Genomic DNA, 22,935 nt, shown 5'->3' with positions numbered 1-22,935 from the left:
ATAAGGAGCACGAAGCGGATTGGGTTTTTCTCAGCCCTCGACGGTGACTCGTTGCAGCCTGTGGTAGATCCGGATGACCTTGTCTGGGAACGAGGAACGTGTACCCAGGCTGCCGTTATAGTTGAGCAGCGCCCGGCGCAGGTTGCCGGAATGGTCTTCGAGATATTCCACCAGGATTTGCGAGCCGGTGTGGATATTCTTGGCGGGGTCGAACAGCGCATGGCTGCCGCCGATTTTCCGAACCTTACCTTTATGGGAACCCGGCATCACCTGCATCAGACCACGGGCGCCAACCCGGCTGATAGCGCGCTCTCTGAACGTCGATTCGACGGCGATAACGGCGAGGATGAGTTCCGGGTCCACATCGTGGCGCTTGCCATTGCGAACCGCTTCGCGAACGATCCGCCGCGCCTTGGCTTCTGGGACCCGATACTTGCGCTGAATATGGCTGGAAAGGCGGGTGACTTTCCCTTGCTCGGCCGGCTTGAGTTCGACGGCACCGGCACCGGCACCGGCATCGGCATCGGCATCGGCATCGGCATCGGCATCGGTGCCGGAATCAGAGTTGAGGGCTGCTGTGATTGGGTTGGACTCTTCGCCACGGATTGTTTCCGGCGATTGAGCCAGCGCTGCGACAGGCATTAGAAACGCCGCGCACAGCAGTCCTGACTTAAGGGTCAGAGTAAGCCTTTCCTTGACGCATTCCGTGAACTCCATAAAAGACCTCCATCGTTGATCAGCACGAACTGACGGTGCTCAATAGGTCCATATCCTGGGTCGGCTTCGATCCTCCCTGGACCTGGCCGGATTGCTCCAGCGCCGTGGACCCGACTAAGCAACTCCGGGAATGTGGCCTGCCAGCCTGATTTCCGGTGTTGCCTGATGTTCCTGGACCAGTATCAAACTACGGTGCTTGGCCTATGACGGGAACATAGTGCAATACAGCATTGGCGGCTATGAAAGCATGGGACTAAAATGTTTTGCAAGTATCAGATTGCCAAATAAATAATTTTTGTATGTCGAGCAATTGCTTTCCAACTGCTGTTTATTTACTAAATTTGTTTTAAAAAACAATTGCTTAAATTAACATGAATTTTCGACAATCAATTCTTAAAAATATTTTTAAAAACAAAAAGTTATGAAATTTTTTGTAAATTGGCAAAAAAGAACGCCTATCAAGCAATGGTGATTATTTTTTGGTAATGGCATCAGCTTCAATTAGTGTCACAATAAAATTAATTTATTTTAAATCAATTGGTTAAATTGTTTTTTGAATAAACGCCAGCCCTATGATTTATTTTTCAACTTATTGATAAATATGTAATTTACAATAAGTATCTGGACTGGCTCTGGCTCGATATGAAACGGGACCATTGGTGAACGAATCCTGAACGGATCGTTTGTGATGGAGGAAGAGTACAATGACGACGGATGCCGGTCCGGGGCTCAGGGTATGTTGGATGGCTTGGAACAAGGGGCTGACGCACCCCGAACGGATGGAAAACCGGGGCTCCATGGAACGGAAATTTTCCAGGTTTGGCCGCGAAAAAATTTTGTGCGAACGACCGATAGAGGAGTGACGATGGGAAACCGACTTTCCAAAATCTACACGCGCACCGGGGACAAGGGGAGCACCGGTTTAGGCAACGGTGATCGGGTTGCCAAGGATTGCCCGCGCATCGAGGCGATCGGCGCGGTCGACGAATTGAACTGCATTATTGGCCGGGTGCTGGTGCATGACCTGCGGGAGTCTATTCGCGACTGCTTACAGGAGGTGCAGCACAAGCTGTTCGATCTGGGAGGGGAGTTGAGCGTTCCGGGCTACCAGGCCATCAAGGAGGAAGACGTGGCGCGGCTGGAAGCGGCGCTGAACGAATTCAACGGCCAGTTGCCGCCGCTCAAGGAGTTCATACTACCCGGCGGCGGTCGGGCGGCGGCGGATTGCCACATGGCGCGGGCGGTTTGCCGGCGCGCCGAGCGGCGGGTGGTATCGCTGGCGCGGGAAGAAGCTATCAATACAGACGTACAGATTTTTCTGAACCGTCTATCGGACCTGCTGTTTGTGCTGTGCCGGCTTCTCGCCCGGGATGAGGGAGGGATCGAGGTGCTGTGGCGCAATCCAGGGCGAGGTTGAGGTTGAGGTTAAGGCTCGAAGGTTTTTATCTTTCCCTTCATTTTTCCAGCACATATCGACCGGGGGCCGCTTCCAGGGGCGGGTAAGCGCTGTTGCCAGGAGCCGGTGATTCGATCAACGGCCCGCAGTGCTCGCCAAGCCAGCGGCTCCAGTCATCCCACCACGATCCCGTCACCTTGGCGGTGCTTTCCCGCCAGGCTTCCGGATCGTGCCGGCCGTTGGCGTCGCCGACCCAGTAGCGCCGCTTGGGCGGCGTCACCGGCGGGTTGATGATGCCAAGAATGTGCCCGGAGGTGGCCAGGACATAACGCGTCGGACCCTTGGTCAACCCGCAGAGCCGGAAGGTTTGGCGCCAGGGTGCGATGTGGTCCTGCTCGGCGCCAACCGCATACAACGGTTGGTCGATGAGACCCAGATCGAGCCAGCGTCCGCCGATCTCCAGTTCGCCCGGCCGCGCCAGCCGGTTGTTCAGATAAAGCTCTCTCAAATAAAACTCATGCATCGCCGCCGGCATGCGTGTGGTGTCGCAATTCCAGAACAGCACGTCGCTGGGCGGCAGTTCCTCACCGTACAGGTAGCTGTGAATCACGTAGTGCCAGATCAGGCTGTTGGGCCGCAGCAGCCGAAAAGCGCTGGCCATGTCGGCACCATCCAGATAGCCGTCGGCGTTCATGCGCTGCCGCAGGAATTCGAAGCTGTCCTCACTCAGGAAAGCGCCGATTTCGCCGGGATCCTGAAAGTCCACCAGCGTAGTGAAGGTCGTCCAGTGAGCGACCGGGTTAGTGGCGCGGTCGCCGGGATCGGCGTTGAGCCAGGCCAGCAGCATTGCCAGCGCGGTGCCGCCCAGGCAGTAGCCGGTGGCGTGGACCTGGGATACACCTCGGATGGCGCGGGCCGTTTCCAGCGCCGGCCGCACGCCGCGCAGCAGGTAGTCGTTCAGCGTCGTTGCTCGCGCTCCCGGAGTCGGATTTTTCCAACTGGTGACGAACACGGTGAAGCCCCGTTCGACCAGATAACGCACCAGACTGTTGCGCGGGCCGAGATCCATGATGTAGTACTTGTTGATCCACGGTGCAATCAGGACCACCGGTATGGCATGGACCCGTTCGGTGGCGGGTTCGTATTGAATCAGTTCCAGCAAATCATTGCGCAGCACCACCTGACCGGGGGTGGCGGCCAGGTCGCGTCCCACCGTGAAGGCATCCGGCTCCACCATCCGCACCTCGCCAGCGGCGGTATCGCGCAGCCAGTTTTGCAGTCCCCACAATAGGCTGTAGCCGTGGCTGGCGATGCCGCGTCGCAGGGCTTCGGGGTTGGTCCAGAAAAAGTTACTGGGCGCGATGGCGTCCAACCACTGCCGGACCCAGAATGCCGCCCGCTGCCGGCGCGATGGTTCGATGCCTTCGGTGGCGTAGATGACGTTTTCCAGCCAGCGGCTATACAGCAGATACATCTCTTTCAGATAAGCAAAACCGGGCTGTTCGCTCCAGACCAGGTCCTGAAAGCGTTCGTCGCGAGGGATGGCGGCCACCGCCGGTTCGCTGGGAATACCCAGGCTGGCTTGAGTGAAGCGCTCGTGGACCTGCTGGCCGTCCGAAGTCAGGCCTTGCAGGCTGGCGGCCAGCCGTTCGGGCTGCCGCAGCCACGCCTGTTGTACCGCCAGGCTGGAGCCGATGATGTCGAACGGATCAAGCATGGATCCAGATCGAGGGGAAGCAGCCTGTTTGCTGGATGTTTGAGCATTCATGTCGGTTCTCCGGCGCCGCGTCTCAGGCATTACACCTATTATTATAGTGCCTTTTATGGCTGGCATTCCCTCTATTTCACCGCCGCGCGATCCGCCAGCAATGATGGATTTTGGGCTGGCGGGCAAAGTCGGGCGGCAGTGTGCGCCGGCTCCAGTCTTCGATCCACAAATCGGCCAAAGCATCCCGGTCCAGCCGGAACGCACGGTGGTTGGTGGAGAAAATCAGCACACCGTCCGGTGCCAGCAACCGCAGTGTCTGGCGCAGCAGACCGACGTGATCCCGCTGTACATCGAACGATTCCGCCAGCCGCTTGGAGTTGGAAAAAGTCGGTGGGTCGAGAAAAATCAAGTCGTAGCATTCCCGCGCCTGATCCAGCCATTGCCGGCAGTCGGCCCGAATCAGGGTGTGATGGGGGCCACGGATGTCGTTCAGCGCCAGGTTGCGTTGAGCCCAGTCCAGATAGGTCGCCGACAGATCCACGGTGGTGCTGCTGGCCGCGCCACCCAGCGCGACGCAAACGGTCGCCGTGCCGGTATAGCCGAACAGGTTGAGGAAATGCCGCCCGGCTGCCAGTTCGGCCAGCTTTTGCCGGGTAATGCGGTGATCGAGGAACAGTCCGGTGTCCAGATAGTCGGTGAAATTGACCCAGAAGCGGGCCGCTCCTTCGCGAACTTCGTGGAAGCATCCCTGTTCGGCCCGCTTCTGGTACTGGCTGGTGCCCCGCTGTCGTTGCCGGACCTTGAGGAAAACCTGTTCCGGCGGCAGCTCCAGCAGCGCCGGCAGCACCGTCAGCGCCTGCTCCAGCCGTGCGTGCGCCTTGGCGGGATCGATGCTGGATGGCGGTGCGTATTCCTGTACATGCAGCCATTGTTCATAACGGTCCACCGCCACCGCGTATTCCGGCAGGTCGGCGTCGTACAAGCGATAGCAGCGCACGCCTTCCCGCTCCGCCCAGTGACCAAGATGCCGCAGATTTTTACGCAGCCGGTTGATGAAGCCCTCGGCGCCGCTTTCGAGCGCACGCTGCAAAACCCGGGTTCGGGCGCGCTGGTCGGCCGCGTCCCGGTCGACGAAGGAGGCGGGTTCGACCCGGAAGCGCAGCAGCCGGCATTCCAGCGGGCCGTTGTAAAAGACATGGGTTTTTTCGGCGCGCAGCCCCATGCGTTTGCCGAGTTCGGGATTGCCGGTGAGGATCGCGGCCCGCCAGCCGCCAAAACGCACTTGCAATCGTTCACCGAGTTGGTGGTATAGCGCGGTCAGTTCATCCCATTCGCCCAGTCGTTCGCCGTAGGGCGGGTTGGCGATCAGCAGTCCCGGTGGACCGTCCGGCGGTTCGATGTCGGCCAGTTCCCGCCGCTCGATACTGATCCGGTTGGCCACCCCGGCGTGGCCGGCATTGAGCAGTGCTGCCCGCACGGCTTTGGGATCGTGATCGCTGGCCAGAATCGGCGGGATGCGGGTCAGGCCGATCTCCCATCGCTGCCGCGCTTCGGCCAGCAGCCGGTTCCACAGCGCCGGCACATGGCCCAGCCAGCCGCTGAAGCCCCAGCGCTCGCGCGACAGACCGGGCGCCCGGTCGCCAGCGATCCAGGCGGCTTCAATGGCCAGCGTGCCGGAGCCGCACAGCGGGTCGAGCAGGGGGCCGCCGGCCGCGGCGATTTCCGGCCAGCCGGCTTTCAGCAGCAGGACGGCGGCCAGGGTTTCCTTGAGGGGGGCCAGCACCGTGGCCGCGCGGTAACCACGTCGGTGCAGGCTGTCGCCGGACAGGTCGAGACCGATGGTGGCGTGGCCATCGCGGGCCTGAACCTGAATGCGCAGGTCCGGCCGTAGCCGATCGACACCCGGTCGTCGGCCACAATGCGCCCGAAACCGGTCGACGATGGCATCCTTGACCCGCTGCGCACCGTAATGGCTGTGATCGATACCAGCACAGACGCCGCCGAAATCGACGGCGAGCGTACCGTCCGGGTCCAGGTGCTCTTCCCAAGGCAGTGCATAAACCCCACTGTAAAGTTCGTTGGCATCGGCGGCGGGGATTTCGGCCAGCACCAGCAGTATCCGGCTGGCGGTCCGTGACCACAGACAGGCGCGGTAGGCAAGTTCCAGCGGTCCCCGAAAACGGATGCCACCGCGGACGGGCTTGGTCTCCGCCGCGCCCAGCTCGGTCAGTTCCACCGTTAGCAGCGGTTCGACGCCAGCCGGCGCGGTGGCGATAAAGATGGGTTCGTCCATGCATTAATCCTCAATGGCGACGTTGACCAATACCGGCTGGAGCAATCGCCGGACGTCGGTGGACGCCAGACTGACCAGTAGACCACGCCTGCCGCCGTTGAGATAAATCAGCGGTAATTCCAAGATGCTTGTTTCCATGTGGATCGGCATGGGTTTGCGGGTACCGAAGGGCGAGGTTCCGCCGACCAGATAACCGCTGTGTTTGTGGGCCGTGGCCGGGTCGCAGGGATGAATGGTCTTGACTCCCAACAGTCGGGCCAGTTCGCGGGTGGATACTTTGCGGTCACCGTGCATCAGCACGATCAGAGATTGTCGCTGGTCATTTTCCATGATTAGGGTTTTGATGACACAGTGCTCGTCTACCCCCAGGCAGTGCGCGCTGTGAGCGGTGCCGCCATGCTCTTCGTAAGAATATGGATGTACGCTGAAGGCGACTTGGCGGTCCCGCAGGAATCGGATCGCGGGAGTCATTGAAAATTTAATTTTGCTCATTGCATTTTTTCATGGGGCTTGTTGTTTATTTGTTTATTTGATAATTATTGTAAATATAATAAAAATAGTATCATTAATGATAATATCCAGCGTAAGGAAATGGTAATATTAATATATCTATATGTAAAATAATATTTTTTATATAGTACTGATTCGATTCCAGATGAGATCTCCATAGAGTTGGTTAGTGAGCGGCGATATTTGAATATTTAGATGAATGCTGGGAAATCAATTTTTGTTGTTTAATGGCAAAAAAATAGTGGTATGTCTGATTCTTGATTTGGCAAACTTGATTTGCTTAGATGAAGCGAAGGCTCACCAATAAGTAGTTGCTGGGAGGATTTTACGACAATGAGAACAGATGTAGCGTTTCAGCCAAGCAGCGATCATGAAGAGAATCAGCCGGAATTGGGCCGGCGCGGATTCCTGAAACTTGCGGTGGGTGGCCTTGGTGCCTTGGCCCTGACGCCAGCGCTGCTTGAGGCAGCCGTCCGGCGTGATCGCTATCTGCTGTTCTACAACCCCCATACCGGCGAGAGTGTCCGCCAAGTCTACTGGACTCCCCAGGACGGCTATATCCGCGAGGCCATCGGTGAGGTGAGCTGGGGGTTGCGCGACCACCATAACGATCAGGTCAAGCTGTTCGATACCAACGTCCTTGATCAGCTTTACGCCTTGCAGGTGCAAGTCAGCCCCGGCAGGCCGGTGCATGTCATTAGTGGCTATCGGTCACAAAGCACCAACAGCATGTTGCGCGCGCGCAGCCAACGCGTGGCCCGCAATAGCTATCATATCCAGGCCATGGCGCTTGATGTTCGCCTGCCGAATGGTCGGGTATCGGATCTCTATCATGCGGCCCGTTCCCTGGGCGCGGGGGGGGTTGGCTACTATCCTCGTTCCAACTTCGTGCATGTCGACAGCGGCCCGGTGCGTTACTGGAGCTGAGAGGGGGCTTGTCGCGGCGAAAGCTTGCCGCCGCGATTGCCGGCGCCGGATTTTTTGGCGTTGCCGGGTGGCTGGTTTGGCCATTGCCCGATGCCCTTTGCGAGAGTTCCCGCTGCTGCATTGCATCGTTTGATCCCTTTTGAGTCGTGAAAAATCAAAGAGGCGGCTTCTGCCGCCTCTTTGATTTTTCGATCCTTTCTGATAGTTGCCAGCGCTAGAACAGCAACCTGGGCAGGAACAGGCTGATCTGCGGAATGTAGGTCACGATGATCAGGAAGCTGAGCATGACCATCAGCCAAGGTACGGCGGCTTTCACTACATCCCACAGCGGCATACCGGTGACACCGGCGGTGACGAACAGATTCAATCCTACCGGCGGGGTGATCATGCCGATCTCCATGTTGACCACCATGATGATGCCCAGGTGGATCGGGTCGATGCCGAGTTGAGTGGCAATGGGGAAAAAGATCGGGGCCAGGATCAGCAGGATTGACGACGGTTCCATGAAGTTACCGGCAACCAATAGCACGATGTTGACCACGATCAGGAATTGCCAGGCCGACAGTCCCCAACCAACGATGGTTTCCGCCATCACCTGCGGGATGCGCTCGGTAGTGAGCACATGAGCGAACAGCATGGCGTTGGAAATGATGAACAACAGCATCACCGTGACCTTGCCGGCGTCCGCGAATACTCGGGGTACATCGCGGAAGCCCATGTCGCGGTGGATGAACAGGGCGACCACGAAGGCGTAGACCGCGGCGACCGCCGCTGCTTCGGTGGCGGTGAAGAAACCACCGTAGATACCGCCCATCACCACGATAATCAGACCCAGCCCCCAAATCGCCTCCCGGGCCGCCACCAGCAGCTCGCGAAACGAGACGCGCGGTTGTAGCGGAATCTTCATTTTCCGCGCGCTGATGAAAATGGCGATCGCCAGCATCAGGCCCAGCAAGATGCCGGGCACCACCCCCGCCATGAACAACTGACCGACCGAGGTTTCGGTGGCGGCGGCATAGACCACCATGACGATCGACGGCGGAATCAGAATTCCCAGGGTGCCGGCGTTGCAGATAATGCCGGCGGCATATTTCTGTGGGTAGCCACCCTTGACCATGGCGCCGATGACGATGGAGCCAATCGCGGCGACAGTGGCTGGCGACGAGCCCGACACTGCCGCAAACAACATGCAAGCCAATACAGAGGCGATGGCCATGCCGCCGGTGATGTGACCGACGGCGGCGACCGCAAAGCGAATCAAGCGCTTGGCCACCCCACCCGTGGTCAGAAACGCCGAGGCCAGCACGAAGTAGGGAATCGCCAGCAAGGTATAATGATCCATGGTGTCGAACAGCTTCAACGACATGGAGGCCAACGAATCGTTGGTGAAGAACAAGATGGTCAGGATGCTGGACAGGCCCAGGGAGAAGGCGATGGGGACGCCCATCAGCAGGAAAACAAACAGGATGGTAAACAGAAATAGCGAGGTCATGGCGCTTTCTCCTGACGAGCGGAGCCGGCGGGATGCAGAATTTCGACCGCCTCGACCACCTCGACCCCCTCAATCGCCTCGATCGCTTCACGAGCCTCGTCAGCGAGTTGCAAGCCTTCCTGTTGGCCGAGGATGGTGCGCCAGCCCACTTGCAGCAGTCGCAGCAGGGCCAGGGAAAGCCCGATGGGCAGCATGATGAAGGGAATCCAGCGCGGGATCGGCAAATCCTGGGCTTCGATACCCAGCTCGTAGAGCTTGTGGATATAGCCGACCGAACCGACCAGCATGATAATGCAATAGACGCAACAGGCCAGTACCCCGATCAGGCCGATGACGCGGCGCAGCTTGTGTGGAAACTGACGCACTAGCACGTCGATGCCGATGTGCGCGCCAGTCCTGATCCCATAGGAAACGCCGAACAGTACGAGCCAAGCGAACAGGAAGGTGACCAGCTCCAGCGCCCAGGTAAAACCGGTACCAAGTACATAGCGGTTGATCACCTGAACGAAGGAGATGGTGACCATCAGCGCCAGTAGCAGGGCGATAAACCCTTCTTCCAGATGATGGACAACGCGGGCAAACATGAGAAACCCTCCGAACGGAAGCCTGAAAAACTACCTCCCGGCGCTTGCGGTGCTGCCGGGAGGGGATGGCTTATATATAAGCTCTCCTCAATGAGTTGTGGTCGACTCAGGAGCGGAAATCCCTCCAACCCCCTTTTTCAAAGGGGGCACCGCGCCAGCGGCAGGGGGATTGAGCTCGGCGCTCCACAGTTTCCACCACGCAAAGAGGATTTCCATAGGTCCGCTATCACTTGCCATTGGCAGCCAGTGCCGCATCGACGATGTCCTTGCCGATAGCGGGAGTGAACTGGTCGTAGACCGATTTCATGGCTGTCTTCCAGGCCGCCAGTTCTTCGGGCGTCAGCGCCAGGATTTCAGTCTTGCCGGAGTCCTTGATCTTCTGGCGGTCGCCATCGCTGAACTCGGTGGCCCACTGATTGACCTGCGCCGTGACTTCGGTAAGGATTTCTTCCAGGGTCTTGCGCACATCCGCCGGCAAGTCGTCCCAGAACTTGGTGTTGGTTACCAGCATGTAGCCCAGATAGCCGTTGTTGGTTTCGCTGATGTACTTCTGGACCTCGAAGAACTTCTGAGAATAAATATTCGACCAGGGGTTTTCGGCGCCGTCGACCACGCCGGTTTCCAAGGCTTGGTAAACTTCCGAGAATGCCAGCTTCTGCGGGAAGGCACCGACGGCCTCGAACTGGGCTTCGAGAATGTCGGAAGACTGGATGCGGAACTTCATGCCCTTGGCGTCCCCGGGCTTGCGCAATGGCTTGTTGGCCGAAAGCTGCTTCATGCCGTTATCCCAATAGCCGAGACCGGTCAATCCCTTCTTTTTTATTGAGCTAAGGATGGCTTGGCCAGTCGGCCCGTTCTGGAAACGGTGGACCGCGTCAATATCCTTGAACAGAAACGGCAGATCGAACACCTGAATCTGTTTGGTGTAGCGGTCGAACTTCGATAGCGAGGGTGCGATCAACTGCACGTCGCCGAGCAGCAACGCTTCCATTTCCTTGCCGTCGCCGAATAGCGAGCTGTTGGGATAGACCTCCACGGTTACTTTATCCTTCAGCCGTTCCTCGGCCAGTTTCTTGAACAGCAGGGCGCCCTTGCCCTTGGGGGTGTTCTCGGCGACCACATGCGAGAACTTGATCACGATTTCCGCATGGGCGATTCCGCTGAGCAGGGCCAGGGTGGCGCCCGCCAGCAGGGCATGAAAGAGGCTTGATTTACGCATGAGCGGCATTCTCCTTTGGGTATTGCTTTTTCTTGGTTCTGCGGCATTGAGGGTGAATCGATGGCATTAGCCCGATCATTCAGATTCGCGGCGGAACCGGAACCCTAGGAACTAAGCATAGAAAAAAAATAGCGTCATGCGCGGATAACGCGCACAACGGCTATTTGTTGCACCTTGACGGGGAAAGGGAAGTTTTAAGCGCGGATGCCGGTGCCGCGGCGCAGCAGCCACAAGCTGTAGCCGAACAGGACGGCGACGAACAGCAGGATGATGGCGAAAGCGGAGCGGATATCGATGTCCGACACACCCAGGATGCCGTAACGAAAGGCATTGATCATGTACAGGATGGGGTTGAACAGGGATGCGGTTTGCCAGAACGGCGGCAGCATGTTGATGGAGTAGAAAATGCCGCCCAGATAGATCAGCGGGGTGAGCACGAAAGTGGGCACTACCGAAATATCGTCGAAGCTCTTGGCGTAAATGCCGTTGAGCAACCCGGCCAGGGCGAACAGTACCGAGGTCAGGACGATCACCGCCAGCGTGACCAGCGGATGCCGCCACGGCAGGTCGGCGAAAAACAGCGAGACCGCCGCCACCACGCCGCCCACCGCCAGGCCCCGCGCCACCCCACCGCCGACGAAGCCCAGCACGATGATGGTGTTGGGCAGGGGCGAGACCAGCATTTCCTCGATGTGCCGCTGAAACTTGGCGCTGAAGAACGAGGACACCACGTTCGAATAGGCATTGGTGATCACCGCCATCATGATCAGGCCCGGCGCGATGTATTGGGGATAGCTCAAGCCTTCCACCGGCCCGATTTGAGCGCCGATCAGCGTGCCGAAAATGATGAAATACAGCGCGGTGGTTACCGCCGGCGGCAGGATGGTCTGAATCCAGATACGCAGGAAACGCAGGGTTTCCTTGATCAGAATGGTTTGCAGGGCGACGAACTGGGTGCGAATGTTCATAAGGGATGGTCGATTCCGGATTGCTAACGTCCGTTCTTTCTGGCAACGGCGCCATACTCTACTAATATTTCAGTTAGTTTTCATGGTTCGAACAGTATGACGCAACCGTGGCGCAAACGGGGCGTCGGGTGGAGACCGTCAACAACAGAGGGATGCCGGCATGTCGGACGAGAACGCACAAACCGCAACAGAGATGCCAGAGAATTCCGAACGTGCGTCTTCCCAGGAGCACGACCCTCAGACCGCGAAGCTACCGATGAGCGGCATCCGCGTCATTGACGTAGGCACCTTTCTGGCGGGTCCCTACGCGGCTTCGGTGCTGGGTGAATTCGGCGCCGAAGTGCTCAAGGTGGAACATCCGCTGGCGGGTGACCCGATGCGGCGCTTCGGCACGGCGACCAAGCGTCACGACGCCACTCTGGCCTGGCTCAGCGAAGCGCGCAATAAGAAATCGGTGCTGATCGACCTGCGCCAGAAAGAGGGGGTGCAACTGTTCCTCAGGCTGGTCGAAAAATCCGACGTGCTCATCGAAAATTTTCGGCCGGGGACCATGGAGGAGTGGGGCATCGGCTGGAAGGAGCTGAGCGAGATCAATCCCGGTCTGGTTTTTTTACGGGTGTCGGGTTACGGCCAAACCGGACCCTATCGCCACCGCTCCGGCTTCGCCCACATCGCCCATGCTTTCGGTGGGCTGTCCTATCTGGCCGGTTTTCCGGGCGAGACACCGGTGGTGCCCGGCACCGCGCCGCTGGGCGATTACCTGTCGAGCCTGTACGGCGCGATCGGCATCATGCTGGCTCTGCGTCACCGGGAGAAAACCGGGCGCGGCCAGATTGTCGATATCGGCATTTACGAGGCCGTGTTCCGCCATCTGGATGAAATTTCCGCCTCTTACGGCCTGTTCGGCAAGGTTCGGGAACGCGAGGGCGCCGGCAGTTTCGTTGCGGTGCCGCACGGGCATTTCCGCACCCGGGACGATAAATGGATCGCCATCGCCTGCACCACCGACAAGATGTTCGAGCGGCTGTCCGAGGCGATGGAGCGGCCGGAACTGGCCTCTTCCCGGCTCTACGGCGAGCAGCGCAAGCGGCTGGCGGCGCGCGATGAAGTCAACCGGATCGTCATCGAGTGGGTGGGATCGCTCAGTCGTGAGGAAGTGCTGAATCGTTGCCTGGAGAAGGAGGTCCCGATCGGCAAGGTCAACAGTATCGCCGACATCTTCGAGGACGAGCATTTCCAGGCGCGCGGCAATCTGGCCCGGTTGGAAGAGCCGGGGCTGGGCGAGGTGGTGGTGCCCGGTGTGACGCCCCGGTTGTCGCTGACGCCCGGTCAGGTCAGCAATCTCGGACCGCCGATGGGCAATGCGACCTATGAAGTCATGCGCGAGCTGCTCGGGCTGTCGGCCGAGGAGATCAAGCAGTTGCGCCAGCGCAAAATCATCTAGCGAGCGAGAGCACCATGACGACCGCAACTTCTCAGACTGAACTACCGCTCGCCGGCATCCGGGTCATCGATGTGGCCACGGTGATCGCGGCGCCCTATTGCGCGACCATTCTCGGCGAATTCGGCGCCGATGTGCTCAAGGTGGAACACCCGATGGGCGGCGACGTTTGCCGCAAGTTCGGTACGCCGACCCATCGCGGCGACACGCTGGCCTGGCTCGGTGAGGCCCGCAACAAGAAGTCGGTGACCATCGACTTGCACCGCCCCGAGGGGGTCGAGCTGTTCAAGCGCTTGATCGAAAAGGCGGACGTGCTGTGCGAAAACTTTCGGACTGGTACGCTGGAAAAATGGGGCCTGGGCTGGGAGGTGCTGCAACGGATCAATCCCGGCCTGATCATGCTGCGGGTGACCGGCTACGGTCAGACCGGTCCGTACCGGGATCGGCCCGGCTTCGCCCGCATCGCGCATGCCGTCGGCGGCATCGCCTATCTGTCCGGGATGCCCAAGGGGACTCCGGTCACGCCGGGCTCGACCACGCTGGGCGATTATCTGACCGGCCTGTACGGCTGCGTGGGTGTGCTGATGGCCTTGCGTTATCGCGAGCAAACCGGTTTGGGCCAGTATGTCGATGCCGCCCTGTACGAATCGGTGTTTCGTTGCACCGATGAATTGGCGTCGGCCTTTGCCATGTTCGGTACCGTGCGCGAGCGGCACGGGCCGACCCATAACGATTTCGCCTGTCCCTACGGTCATTTCCCGACCAAGGATGGGAAGTGGGTGGCCCTGGCCTGTGCGACCGACAAGCTATTCGGACGGCTGGCCGAAGCGATGGGGCGGCCGGAACTGGCTTCCTCGGGTCTTTATGGCGAACAGAAAACCCGGTTGGAGAACCGCCATGACGTCAACGAAATCGTGCGGGACTGGTGCGGTTCCCTGACTCGCGAGGAAGTGCTTAAGCGCTGTTATGCGACCGGTGCGCCGGCCGGCCCGCTGAACAACATCGCCGATATTTACGGCGACCGGCAGTTTCACGCCCGGCGCAATCTGGTGGCCATCGATGACGAGGATTTGGGCGAGACCATCGTCGTGCCGTCGGTCATTCCCCGGTTGTCGGAAACGCCGGGGCAAATCCGCCATCTCGGCCCCAAACTCGGGCAGCATACCGAGGAGGTGCTTGGCGAGCTGCTGGGAATGAGCCAAGAGGAAATCGCTGAGTTGAAGAAGAAGCGGGTGATCTAGCGTTCCTCGCCTCATGAGTCGATTGTGGATGAGGCGAGGCCGGATGCCGGGCGGGTGGAGTGGCGAGCGATGGCGTGCTGCCGTCGCTGACAGCAATGACTGGTTGATTATAGTTGTTGTTGTAGTTGAAATTTCCAGATTTAACAATTGGTTGACACAGGCTTGCTGTGATTATACGTCAAAATCGACCTAAAGTAAGGCGTCATTTAGGAGGTCTAATTCATGTTCGTCGGCGCTTCGCGCCGACGAACGGGCGCGAGTTGAGTCGAGCTTCGAGTTCTCGGCGCTGCGCGCCGTCGAACTCTCGTTCGAGCGTCACCCCTTCGGGGCGACTTCGTCGTCCCGTACTCGCGTCCCTGCCGCCCACCACGACGGGTGAAACTTGGCCGTTCCTCCGCCGGGCGGCAGCTCCGCTCCGTGCGGGATGACCCTCAACTCGCGCCCGTTAGGAGTCATCATGTTCGGGCGCCAACTTTTCCTGTTGCTGCAATTGGCACCATTCGCTGTGTTTGCAGCAGCGCCATCTCCACAGGGCGTGTGGAGTGGGGCGATTGGAACAAAGGCTATCGCAGCCTGTTTCAATAAGGGATCGCCGTGGACGGCATACGGAAGCTATTACTATACTTTAAATTAAGTCAAAATTTACTTTATAGTTGTTTTGTTTTACGGTGTTCCGAGGGTTAATCGGAAGGCCTGAAAGAGGCTGGAGCGCGCACCATGATTCGACTGGTTTTCTCTGATGAGACGCGGGAACGCCTGCGTCACGAACGAATTCATCATCCGCATCCCCGGGTGCGGCAACGGTTGACGGCGCTTTATCTGAAGAGTGAGGGCAGGTCGCATCAAGCGATTTGCGCGAGTCTGGGGATCACCAAGCCAACCCTGATTGGCTACCTGCGATTGTATCAAGAGGGCGGCTGGGCGGCGCTGACGAGCTGTCGATTCCGCCAAGCCCGCAGCGCGCTGGCGCCGTATGAAGGGGTGATCGTGGCGGCGTTCGCGCGGCGCCCGCCGGCAACCCTGGTCGAGGCCCGTGCCCGCATCGCCGAACTGACCGGGATCGAGCGCAGTCCCGCCCAAGTGGGCAAGGTGCTCAAACAGTTTGGATTGCGACGGCGCAAGAGCGGGGCGATCCCGGGACCGGCGCCGACGGCGGAACGCCGGGCGGAACAGGCCCGCTTCGAAGCCGAGGCGCTGACCCCGCGGCTGGAAGAGGCGCAAGCCGGACGGCGCGAAGTTTTTTTTTGGACGCCGCCCACTTCGTCCACGGGCTGTTCCTGAGTTGGGTCTGGTGCCTGGCGCGCTGCTGGCAGCCGACGCCCAGTGGCCGGCATCGGCTCAGCGTGCTGGGGGCCTTGAACGCGACGACCCATCAACTGATCACCGTCACCACGGACGCCTATATCAACAGCCAGCACGTCTGCCGGATGCTGTACAAACGGGCGGCGCTGGGCTTGACGGTGCCGATCACGGTGGTGCTGGACAATGCCCGCTACCCGCGCTGTCGGCTGGTTCAGGACACCGCCGCCGCCTTGAACATCGAACTGCTGTTTCTCCCGGCCTATTCGCCCCAATTCAACCTGATCGAACGGTTCTGGAAGTGGGTGAAAAAATGCTGCTTGCACGCCCGCTATTATCCCGCGTATCCAGAATTTAAAAGCGCGATTCTCGATTTCATTAAAACCGCTCATGTAAAGAAAAAAGGCACCCTCAAATCATTACTGACTTTTAATTTCCAATCCTTCAAAGAAGTTAAAATTGGAAGCGGGGTGTCCATCTGAGTGCGGTAGTGCCTATGGATTAGATCTTGACACACCATAGAAAGGGCGCTTCGATGGTCAAGATCACAATATCTGGTGTCCACCGCACTCAGATGGACACCCCGCAATTGGAATTAGCTAAAGTATACACACATAATGCAATGGCTGACACTTTTTTTGGATATCATGCACCGTGTGTTCAAGCATCCTTTAGGTTGGGGTAAATCAAAGCGGACCGCCGGGACCGAGTTGAGGAGATATCACAGTGCCCCAAACGTCGAGCCAGCGATTTTGATACTCCGTACCACGAGCACCTGGGACTGTGATGGCAAATGCATTGGGGATTGTACCCTTGAGCTCCGGCGTTTTCGCTGAAAGCTGCATTGCTGTTGTTAGCGCTCCAGTAGTTGCCACCCCCCCAACGACTGCAGCAAAACAAAGTGTTCCAACGGATGCGGCACAAACGGCTGTCCCGGCAAGTCCAGTTGCTGCTCCAGCTACGATTGTCGTACCTGCAGTCATCAATGTGTTAAAGAGATGACCATCCTTAATCGCGAGAACAGCCGTCATCTGCTCTTTTCCTTCCCAACAGCGACCTTGAGCAACAGGATAGACATCAAGCTGTGCAGGAGCTACTGGTTTGTGGTTATTGCCTGTGGTACGAATATAGAATTCCCCCTTCTCATCATAGAGTACGTCACCTGGCTTATACCAATGTACCTCCAGAATGAAGCCCGCTTTGTTCCAGACGCATTGCTTCGCTTGTGCCACGCTAACAAATGCCGCCAAGGACAATGTAATCAAAAGTGCGCTTACTGAAAAGTAAGGTGATCGTTTCGACATATTTATTTCTCCTATTAGTTAAATTACCTCCGGCTTAGTCGGAGGCTTACTTACGCCCTTAAAGGGCTTTCAATGGTGCTAAGGGCGCAAATACCTTAGGCCAATTGATTCTGCCTGTCAAAGCCCTGTCATGGCCCTAACGGGCGCGAGTTGAGGGTCATCCCGCAGGGTAACTCTTCACACCCCTCCCGGTAATGGCTAACTTCCCCTCGGGGAGTAGGTATGGAAAACTAGAGTCCAGCCCCACGATCAACCACCATGCACCTCAGCCCACATAGCCTGCGCCAATGAGACCAAGCCTACCTGGATTCGCTGGGGGAGGCCGAGGTGCGTGCGCTGTCGGGCAAGCTGCTGGACGATTTGAAGGAGGCGCTGGACCGGTTGAATCAGGGACCGGACAACAGTTCGCGGCCGCCGAGCCGTCGGGCGCCGTGGGACCGACCGGGTGGCGGGCCGAAATCGGATGCCGCCGATGCGGCGGACGAGGGACCCGAGTCGGCGGAGGCGAAGCCGGAGTCAGCGGAACGGCCATCGGCCGAGGCGAAACCGGCGAAGGTCCCCGCGGCCCGCAAACCGGGCAAGCAACCGGGAGCGCCGGGGGTGGGCCGCACGCAGGTGTTCCAAGCGAATGCCGAACAGGCCCATTACCCCGACACCTGCGCCGGCTGTGGCCGGCCGCTGGACCCGGTGGGCGCGGTGGCCTACACCGGGTTTCAGGCGGTCGACCTGCACTGGGGCGATCCGGCGCGACCGGGGCTGACCGTGTGGGTGGTGGACCATCGCTATTACGAGGTGCCCTGCGCCTGTGGTCATCGGACCCGGGCGGTGGCCGGTCAAGGGGGGGGTGGACCCGCTGCTGGCGGGGATCGAGTTGAGTGAATGGCGGCTGGTGGGGCCGGGGTTGGCGGCGCTGATCGTGGCACTGGCTTTCCGGTTCCGGCTGTCGCGGGCGCGGATTCGCGAATTCCTGGAAGAGTGGCTGGGACTGAAGCTGAGTACCGGCACGATCCATCGGACGCTCCACGAAGCCGGCGCGGCCGTGGCGCCGGCGGAAGACGAACTCGTCCAGGCGGTTCTGGACAGTCATCTGCTGCACGCCGACGAAACCTCCTGGCCCGAACACGGTCGGCCGCTGTGGCTGTGGGTGTTTGTCGCGGCGACCGCGACCCTGTACTACGTGGCCGGGCGCGGCAAGGAGCTGGTCGAAAACGTGCTGGACGGTTTTAGCGGCTGGCTGATGAGCGATGGCTGGATGGCCTACCGCAACCACCCGCGCCGGTTACGCTGTTGGGCGCACCTGATTCGCAAGGCGCGGGGCTTGGCCGAGAGTGGCGACCGCGAGGCCCGTGTCTTTGGCCGGTTCGTGCTGGAGACCTTGGAGGCGCTGATGGCGGCGGTCTACGCGGCCCGTGAAGGTCCGCCGCCGGTCGCGCCGCCGACCCAACACATGATGGTACTGGCCGCGTTGCGCGCGGCCTGCGAACGGCGCCAGGGTCACGCCCACGCCAAAACCCACGCCTTGGCGGTGGAGTTGCTCAACGACTGGGAAGCCATCTTCCAGGTGCTGAGTCATCCCGAACTGCCACTGACCAACAATGTAGCAGAGCGGGCACTACGCCATTGGGTGATCGCGCGCAAGATCAGTCACGGTACCCGCACCCCGGTGGGTTCGCGGGTCTTCGCTCTGCTCGCCAGCGTCATCGATACCTGTCGCCAGCGTGGCCACTCCCCTTGGCGCACTCTCGAACGCGCCATCGCCAACCGCCGCGCCGGATTGCCTCTTGCCCCCTTGCCCCGGTAGAGGGGGGAGAACGGCTACTGCTGAAAAGATTGAAGAAGCAGAAAAGGGGGCGGATTTATTTAAGTTCCGCAGAATGATTTTCGATAACGAGCAGAAATAAATCTGTCCCCTTTTACAAGCACGCCAAACTTGGAATCTCACTAGTCGAAGGTAGGGAAAAGTCTGTGAGAGTTTTACTTGCAATGGCCTTGGCACTCCTCATTCTGATTCCCATTGGATTAAATGCACAAAACCAAAAAGTGAAAAGTGCTGAATTTTCCCATTTCTGGGTGAAGTTCAAAACTGCCATAGCAAAAAATGATAAAAAGCAGGTCGCTTCGATGACAAAGTTTCCATTTCCCTACAAGGTATATGGCGAAAAAGATCTATCGAGAACCGAGTTCATCACGAAGTATGATGAGATTTTTGATCGGACAACAAGGTTATGCTTTTCTAGAAAAAAGACAATACCAATAGAAAACAACGCGTTCTACTATGGCTACTCAGTATTTTGTGACTCATCAATCTACTCATTTGAGAAACTTGACAGGGAATACAAGTTCTCTGATAAATATCCAGATGATTAGAGTGAAAGAAAAGGGGTCAGACACGATTTCCCTTATGATGTATCGGTAGAACGGGGTCAAGTCTTGCCTTTTGCCTATCAGTCGGGTGAAACTATGCCTAACTGGTTTATTCCAGCCGACCCGGCGCGATAGAGCCGCGCCGGTCGGCTGAATTCTGGCGTTCGTCGGCGCTTTGCGCCGACGAACGGGCGCGAGTTGAGTCGAACTTCGAGTTCTTGGCGCTTTGCGCCGTCGAACCCTCATTGCGATCACGGGCAACGGCGTGTCCATTCCTCCCATGATCGGGTATGGCGCGAAGTTTTCCACCGCCCAGGCCCGTATACTAACCGCCAAGCCCGGCATACAGGCGCTTTTGGACAGGCTGAGGTTTCGCTCGCCGTGCTGGGTGCGCTGGCCTCAAGCCAGCTTCCGGTACTTGATCCGGTGCGGCTGGTCGGCGTCCACGCCCAGCCGGCGCTTGCGGTCGGCCTCGTAGTCGGCATAGTTGCCCTCGAACCACACCACCTGCGAATCGCCCTCGAAGGCGAGGATGTGGGTGGCGATGCGGTCCAGGAACCAGCGATCATGGGAGATGATCACCGCGCAACCGGCGAAAGCCAGTAACGCTTCCTCCAGCGCCCGCAGCGTTTCCACGTCCAGATCGTTGGTCGGCTCGTCCAGCAGCAGCACGTTGCCGCCGCTCCTGAGCAGTTTGGCGAGGTGAATGCGATTGCGCTCGCCGCCGGATAGATCCTTGACGAACTTCTGCTGATCTTGCCCCTTGAAGTTGAAGCGGCCGGCGTAGGCGCGCGAGTTGATCTGGTAGCTGCCGATGGCAATGATATCCAGCCCGTCGGAGATTTCCTGCCAGACGGTCTTATCTGGAGCGAGACTGTCGCGCGACTGATCGACATAGGCCAGCTTGACGGTGTCGCCGACGCGCAAGCTTCCGTCGTCCGGCTGTTCCTGACCGACCAGCATACGGAACAGGGTGGTCTTGCCGGCGCCATTGGGGCCGATCACGCCGACGATGCCGCCCTTGGGCAGCTTGAAGTTGAGCCCGTCGATCAGCAGCCGGTCGCCAAAGCCTTTCCGTAACTGCGTCGCTTCCACCACCAGATCGCCCAGCCGCGGCCCCGGTGGGATGTACAGATCCTGGGTCTCGTTACGCTTCTGGAATTCCTGCGATTCCAGTTCCTCGAAGCGGGCCACACGGGCCTTGCTCTTGGCGTGGCGGCCCTTGGGGTTGGCGCGCACCCATTCCAGTTCCGCCTTCATGGCCTTGGTGTGAGCGGTCTCCTGTTTCTCTTCGATTTCCAGCCGCTTTTCCTTCTGGTCCAGCCAGGAGGAATAGTTGCCCTCCCAGGGGATGCCGCGACCGCGATCCAGCTCCAGAATCCAGCCGGCGACGTTGTCGAGGAAGTAGCGGTCGTGGGTGACGGCGACCACGGTGCCGGAGTAATCCCGCAGGAAACGCTCCAGCCAGGCCACCGACTCGGCGTCGAGATGGTTGGTCGGCTCGTCCAGCAGCAGCATGTCGGGCTTGGACAGTAGTAGCCGGCACAGCGCGACCCGGCGTTTTTCGCCACCGGACAGTTGAGCCACCTCCGCATCCCAGGGCGGTAGGCGCAGCGCTTCGGCGGCGACATCCAGGGTGCGATCCAGGTTATGGCCGTCGGTGGCGTGCAGGTGGGCTTCCAGTTCGGCCTGTTCGGCGGCCAGCTTGTCGAAATCGGCGTCCGGATCGGCGTAGGCGGCATAGATTTCATCGAGCCGGGCCTGGGCGGCCTTGATCGGCTCGACGGCTTCTTCGATGTTGCCGCGCACGTCCTTGCTGGGGTCGAGTTGCGGCTCCTGCGGCAGGAAGCCGATATGGATGCCGGATTGCGGGCGGGCCTCGCCGAGAATGTCGGTGTCGATGCCGGCCATGATGCGTAGCAGGGTGGATTTGCCGGAGCCGTTCAGACCGAGCACGCCGATCTTGGCGCCGGGAAAGAACGATAGGGAAATATCCTTGAGAATCTCGCGCTTGGGCGGTACGACTTTGCCCACGCGGTTCATGGTGTAGATGTATTGGGCCATGCGATCCGGTTCGGTGGTGGTTGGCGGGAGGCGGCCAATCTAACCATTGCCCGCCAAGCCGTAAAGGGGAAAGACGGCGCGGGCGACGAAAAGCCCCGTTCCGGGCTGGGAACGGGGCTTGGCTGGATCGGAACGAGGGCGGGCTAGATTCGACGAAATTGAGTATGCTATATCCATGAGACAAGTGATATTGATATTCCAGCAATCATCGAGGAAGTGTCGTGAACGATCTGCCCCGCCAGAAGCTCCGCGAATTGATCGTCCAATACGGTCGCTCGCTGTGCGACGACCCGCGCCGCTGCGAGGCGTTGCTGAAGGATTATTGTGGACAATACAAGCGGGAAATCTTTGTTCTGGTCAACGCCCTGAAGAGCCGGGTGGCGGAGGAGTTGATCAACGCCTCTGCGAGTGTGCCGCCCGCGCTGGTGTTGGGGCGGCTGATCCAGCGGCTCGAAGACGAATTGGGCTTGGCCGAAAACGCGGCGCGCTGGGCGGTGGAGTCGTGGGCGCTGGCGTTGGGGATGTCGGTTGCCAGCGTCGAGCGACCTCGACCCGTGCCGGAACCGCCCCGCCAGTCCGTTGCGCCGTCTGCATCCTCGCCTTCACCCCTGAAACCCTTCACGGTGTTCCAAGACCGGTTGCGCGATGGCACTGAGGGTCCCGCGATGATCGTGATTTCGGCGGGTGAGTTCTGGATGGGTTCGCCGGAGAGCGAAGTGGGACGGGACAGCGACGAACGCCGGCATCGGGTGAAGATCGAGCAGCCCTTTGCCATCGGTCAATATGCCGTCACCTTCGACGAGTACGACCGCTTTTGTGTCGCGACCGGACGAGAGCTGCCTAAGGACTTTGGCTGGGGCCGAGGTAACCGTCCAGTGATTGATGTTAATTGGCACGATGCGGTGGACTATACCGAGTGGCTATCGGCGCAAACGGGCCAGGCGTATCGGTTGCCGACCGAAGCCGAATGGGAATACGCAGCGCGGGCGGGGACGGAGACGGCGTTTTGGTGGGGAAACAGCATTACTACCGATCAAGCGAACTATAACGGGAATTACACCTACGGTTCACACGGACGAAAAGGGATCTATCGTGAAAAAACGGTTCCGGTGGACCAGTTTCAGCCGAACCCTTGGGGGCTGTATCAGGTGCATGGCAACGTGCGGGAATGGACCGGCTCGCGTTATGACGGAGATTACGGTGGAGCGGAGATGCGGTGCGCCGGCAAAGATGGGGACGACTTCCGGTCGTTGCGCGGCGGCTCCTGGAGCCGCGAACCCGCGTGGGTGCGTTCCGCCCTCCGCAACGGGAGCATGCCGACGTTCCGCACCTACCTCACGGGGTTCCGCCTCGCCAGATCCTTATAAGCCTTTGATCTTTAATCTTTTACCCTTTACCGCGCGCGAAG

The 22,935-nt window shown here is 59.2% G+C and carries 16 protein-coding genes and 2 pseudogenes; 8 read left to right on the top strand and 10 right to left on the bottom strand.

The window, feature by feature from the left end:
• Nucleotides 1-30: 30 nt before the first annotated feature.
• Nucleotides 31-717, bottom strand: coding sequence for a lytic transglycosylase domain-containing protein (locus IPM89_06410; GenBank protein QQS55427.1), 687 nt, complete (start codon nt 715-717; stop codon nt 31-33).
• 865 nt (nt 718-1,582) lie between these two features.
• Here IPM89_06410 and IPM89_06405 point away from each other — a divergent pair.
• Nucleotides 1,583-2,134, top strand: a complete 552-nt coding sequence (locus IPM89_06405) for a cob(I)yrinic acid a,c-diamide adenosyltransferase (protein QQS55426.1) — start codon at nt 1,583-1,585, stop codon at nt 2,132-2,134.
• A gap of 37 nt (nt 2,135-2,171) precedes the next feature.
• Here the strand turns inward: IPM89_06405 and IPM89_06400 are convergent, their stop codons facing one another.
• From IPM89_06400 to ybaK, 3 genes are all read right to left on the bottom strand, one after another.
• Nucleotides 2,172-3,830, bottom strand: a complete 1,659-nt coding sequence (locus IPM89_06400) for an alpha/beta hydrolase (GenBank protein ID QQS55425.1) — start codon at nt 3,828-3,830, stop codon at nt 2,172-2,174.
• A 127-nt stretch (nt 3,831-3,957) separates the two neighbouring features.
• Entirely contained in the window at nt 3,958-6,114 is a 2,157-nt protein-coding gene (gene rlmKL / locus IPM89_06395; GenBank protein ID QQS55424.1) for a bifunctional 23S rRNA (guanine(2069)-N(7))-methyltransferase RlmK/23S rRNA (guanine(2445)-N(2))-methyltransferase RlmL, read from the bottom strand.
• 3 nt (nt 6,115-6,117) lie between these two features.
• Nucleotides 6,118-6,606 (bottom strand): Cys-tRNA(Pro) deacylase, encoded by a 489-nt coding sequence (gene ybaK, locus IPM89_06390; GenBank protein QQS55423.1) that lies wholly within the window; start codon nt 6,604-6,606, stop codon nt 6,118-6,120.
• A gap of 351 nt (nt 6,607-6,957) precedes the next feature.
• On the opposite strand from ybaK, the gene IPM89_06385 reads away from it, so the two are divergent.
• A complete protein-coding gene (locus IPM89_06385) occupies nt 6,958-7,551 on the top strand; it encodes a DUF882 domain-containing protein (protein QQS55422.1) in 594 nt (197 codons plus the stop codon).
• Nucleotides 7,552-7,765: 214 nt separating this feature from the next.
• Here the strand turns inward: IPM89_06385 and IPM89_06380 are convergent, their stop codons facing one another.
• The 4 genes from IPM89_06380 to IPM89_06365 all read right to left on the bottom strand — a co-directional run bounded on the left by IPM89_06380 (nt 7,766) and on the right by IPM89_06365 (nt 11,814).
• Nucleotides 7,766-9,043 carry a TRAP transporter large permease gene (locus IPM89_06380; GenBank protein ID QQS55421.1) on the bottom strand — a complete coding sequence of 426 codons (1,278 nt, stop codon included), beginning with the start codon at nt 9,041-9,043 and terminating at the stop codon, nt 7,766-7,768.
• Nucleotides 9,040-9,627 carry a TRAP transporter small permease gene (locus tag IPM89_06375; protein QQS55420.1) on the bottom strand — a complete coding sequence of 196 codons (588 nt, stop codon included), beginning with the start codon at nt 9,625-9,627 and terminating at the stop codon, nt 9,040-9,042. Before IPM89_06375 ends, IPM89_06380 begins: the two co-directional genes overlap by 4 nt.
• A 226-nt stretch (nt 9,628-9,853) precedes the next feature.
• A complete protein-coding gene (locus IPM89_06370) occupies nt 9,854-10,846 on the bottom strand; it encodes a TRAP transporter substrate-binding protein (protein ID QQS55419.1) in 993 nt (330 codons plus the stop codon).
• 194 nt (nt 10,847-11,040) lie between these two features.
• A complete protein-coding gene (locus IPM89_06365) occupies nt 11,041-11,814 on the bottom strand; it encodes an ABC transporter permease (GenBank protein QQS55418.1) in 774 nt (257 codons plus the stop codon).
• 160 nt (nt 11,815-11,974) lie between these two features.
• Here IPM89_06365 and IPM89_06360 point away from each other — a divergent pair, with 160 nt between their 5' ends.
• From IPM89_06360 to IPM89_06350, 3 genes and pseudogenes are all read left to right on the top strand, one after another.
• Nucleotides 11,975-13,258, top strand: coding sequence for a CoA transferase (locus IPM89_06360; protein ID QQS55417.1), 1,284 nt, complete (start codon nt 11,975-11,977; stop codon nt 13,256-13,258).
• Between the two features lie 14 nt (nt 13,259-13,272).
• Nucleotides 13,273-14,496: a CoA transferase gene (locus tag IPM89_06355; protein ID QQS55416.1), complete on the top strand. Its 1,224-nt coding sequence runs from the start codon at nt 13,273-13,275 to the stop codon at nt 14,494-14,496.
• Nucleotides 14,497-15,213: 717 nt separating this feature from the next.
• Nucleotides 15,214-16,277: pseudogene (locus IPM89_06350) on the top strand (IS630 family transposase).
• 204 nt (nt 16,278-16,481) lie between these two features.
• Here IPM89_06350 and IPM89_06345 read toward each other — a convergent pair.
• Entirely contained in the window at nt 16,482-17,099 is a 618-nt protein-coding gene (locus tag IPM89_06345; GenBank protein QQS55415.1) for a hypothetical protein, read from the bottom strand.
• Nucleotides 17,100-17,357: 258 nt separating this feature from the next.
• On the opposite strand from IPM89_06345, the pseudogene IPM89_06340 reads away from it, so the two are divergent.
• Nucleotides 17,358-18,900 (top strand): annotated as a pseudogene (locus tag IPM89_06340) (IS66 family transposase).
• Between the two features lie 164 nt (nt 18,901-19,064).
• Nucleotides 19,065-19,466, top strand: coding sequence for a hypothetical protein (locus IPM89_06335; protein QQS55414.1), 402 nt, complete (start codon nt 19,065-19,067; stop codon nt 19,464-19,466).
• Nucleotides 19,467-19,862: 396 nt separating this feature from the next.
• Here the strand turns inward: IPM89_06335 and ettA are convergent, their stop codons facing one another.
• Nucleotides 19,863-21,527, bottom strand: a complete 1,665-nt coding sequence (ettA, locus tag IPM89_06330) for an energy-dependent translational throttle protein EttA (GenBank protein ID QQS55413.1) — start codon at nt 21,525-21,527, stop codon at nt 19,863-19,865.
• Between the two features lie 521 nt (nt 21,528-22,048).
• Between ettA and IPM89_06325 the strand changes: the two genes are divergently transcribed.
• Nucleotides 22,049-22,894: a formylglycine-generating enzyme family protein gene (locus tag IPM89_06325; protein ID QQS55817.1), complete on the top strand. Its 846-nt coding sequence runs from the start codon at nt 22,049-22,051 to the stop codon at nt 22,892-22,894.
• Nucleotides 22,895-22,935 lie beyond the last annotated feature (41 nt).

This window comes from Candidatus Competibacteraceae bacterium, from assembly GCA_016699715.1.
GTDB lineage: Bacteria > Pseudomonadota > Gammaproteobacteria > Competibacterales > Competibacteraceae > Competibacter.
Note: the sequence above shows the minus strand (reverse complement) of the source record. Positions and strands in the feature narration are given on the sequence as shown.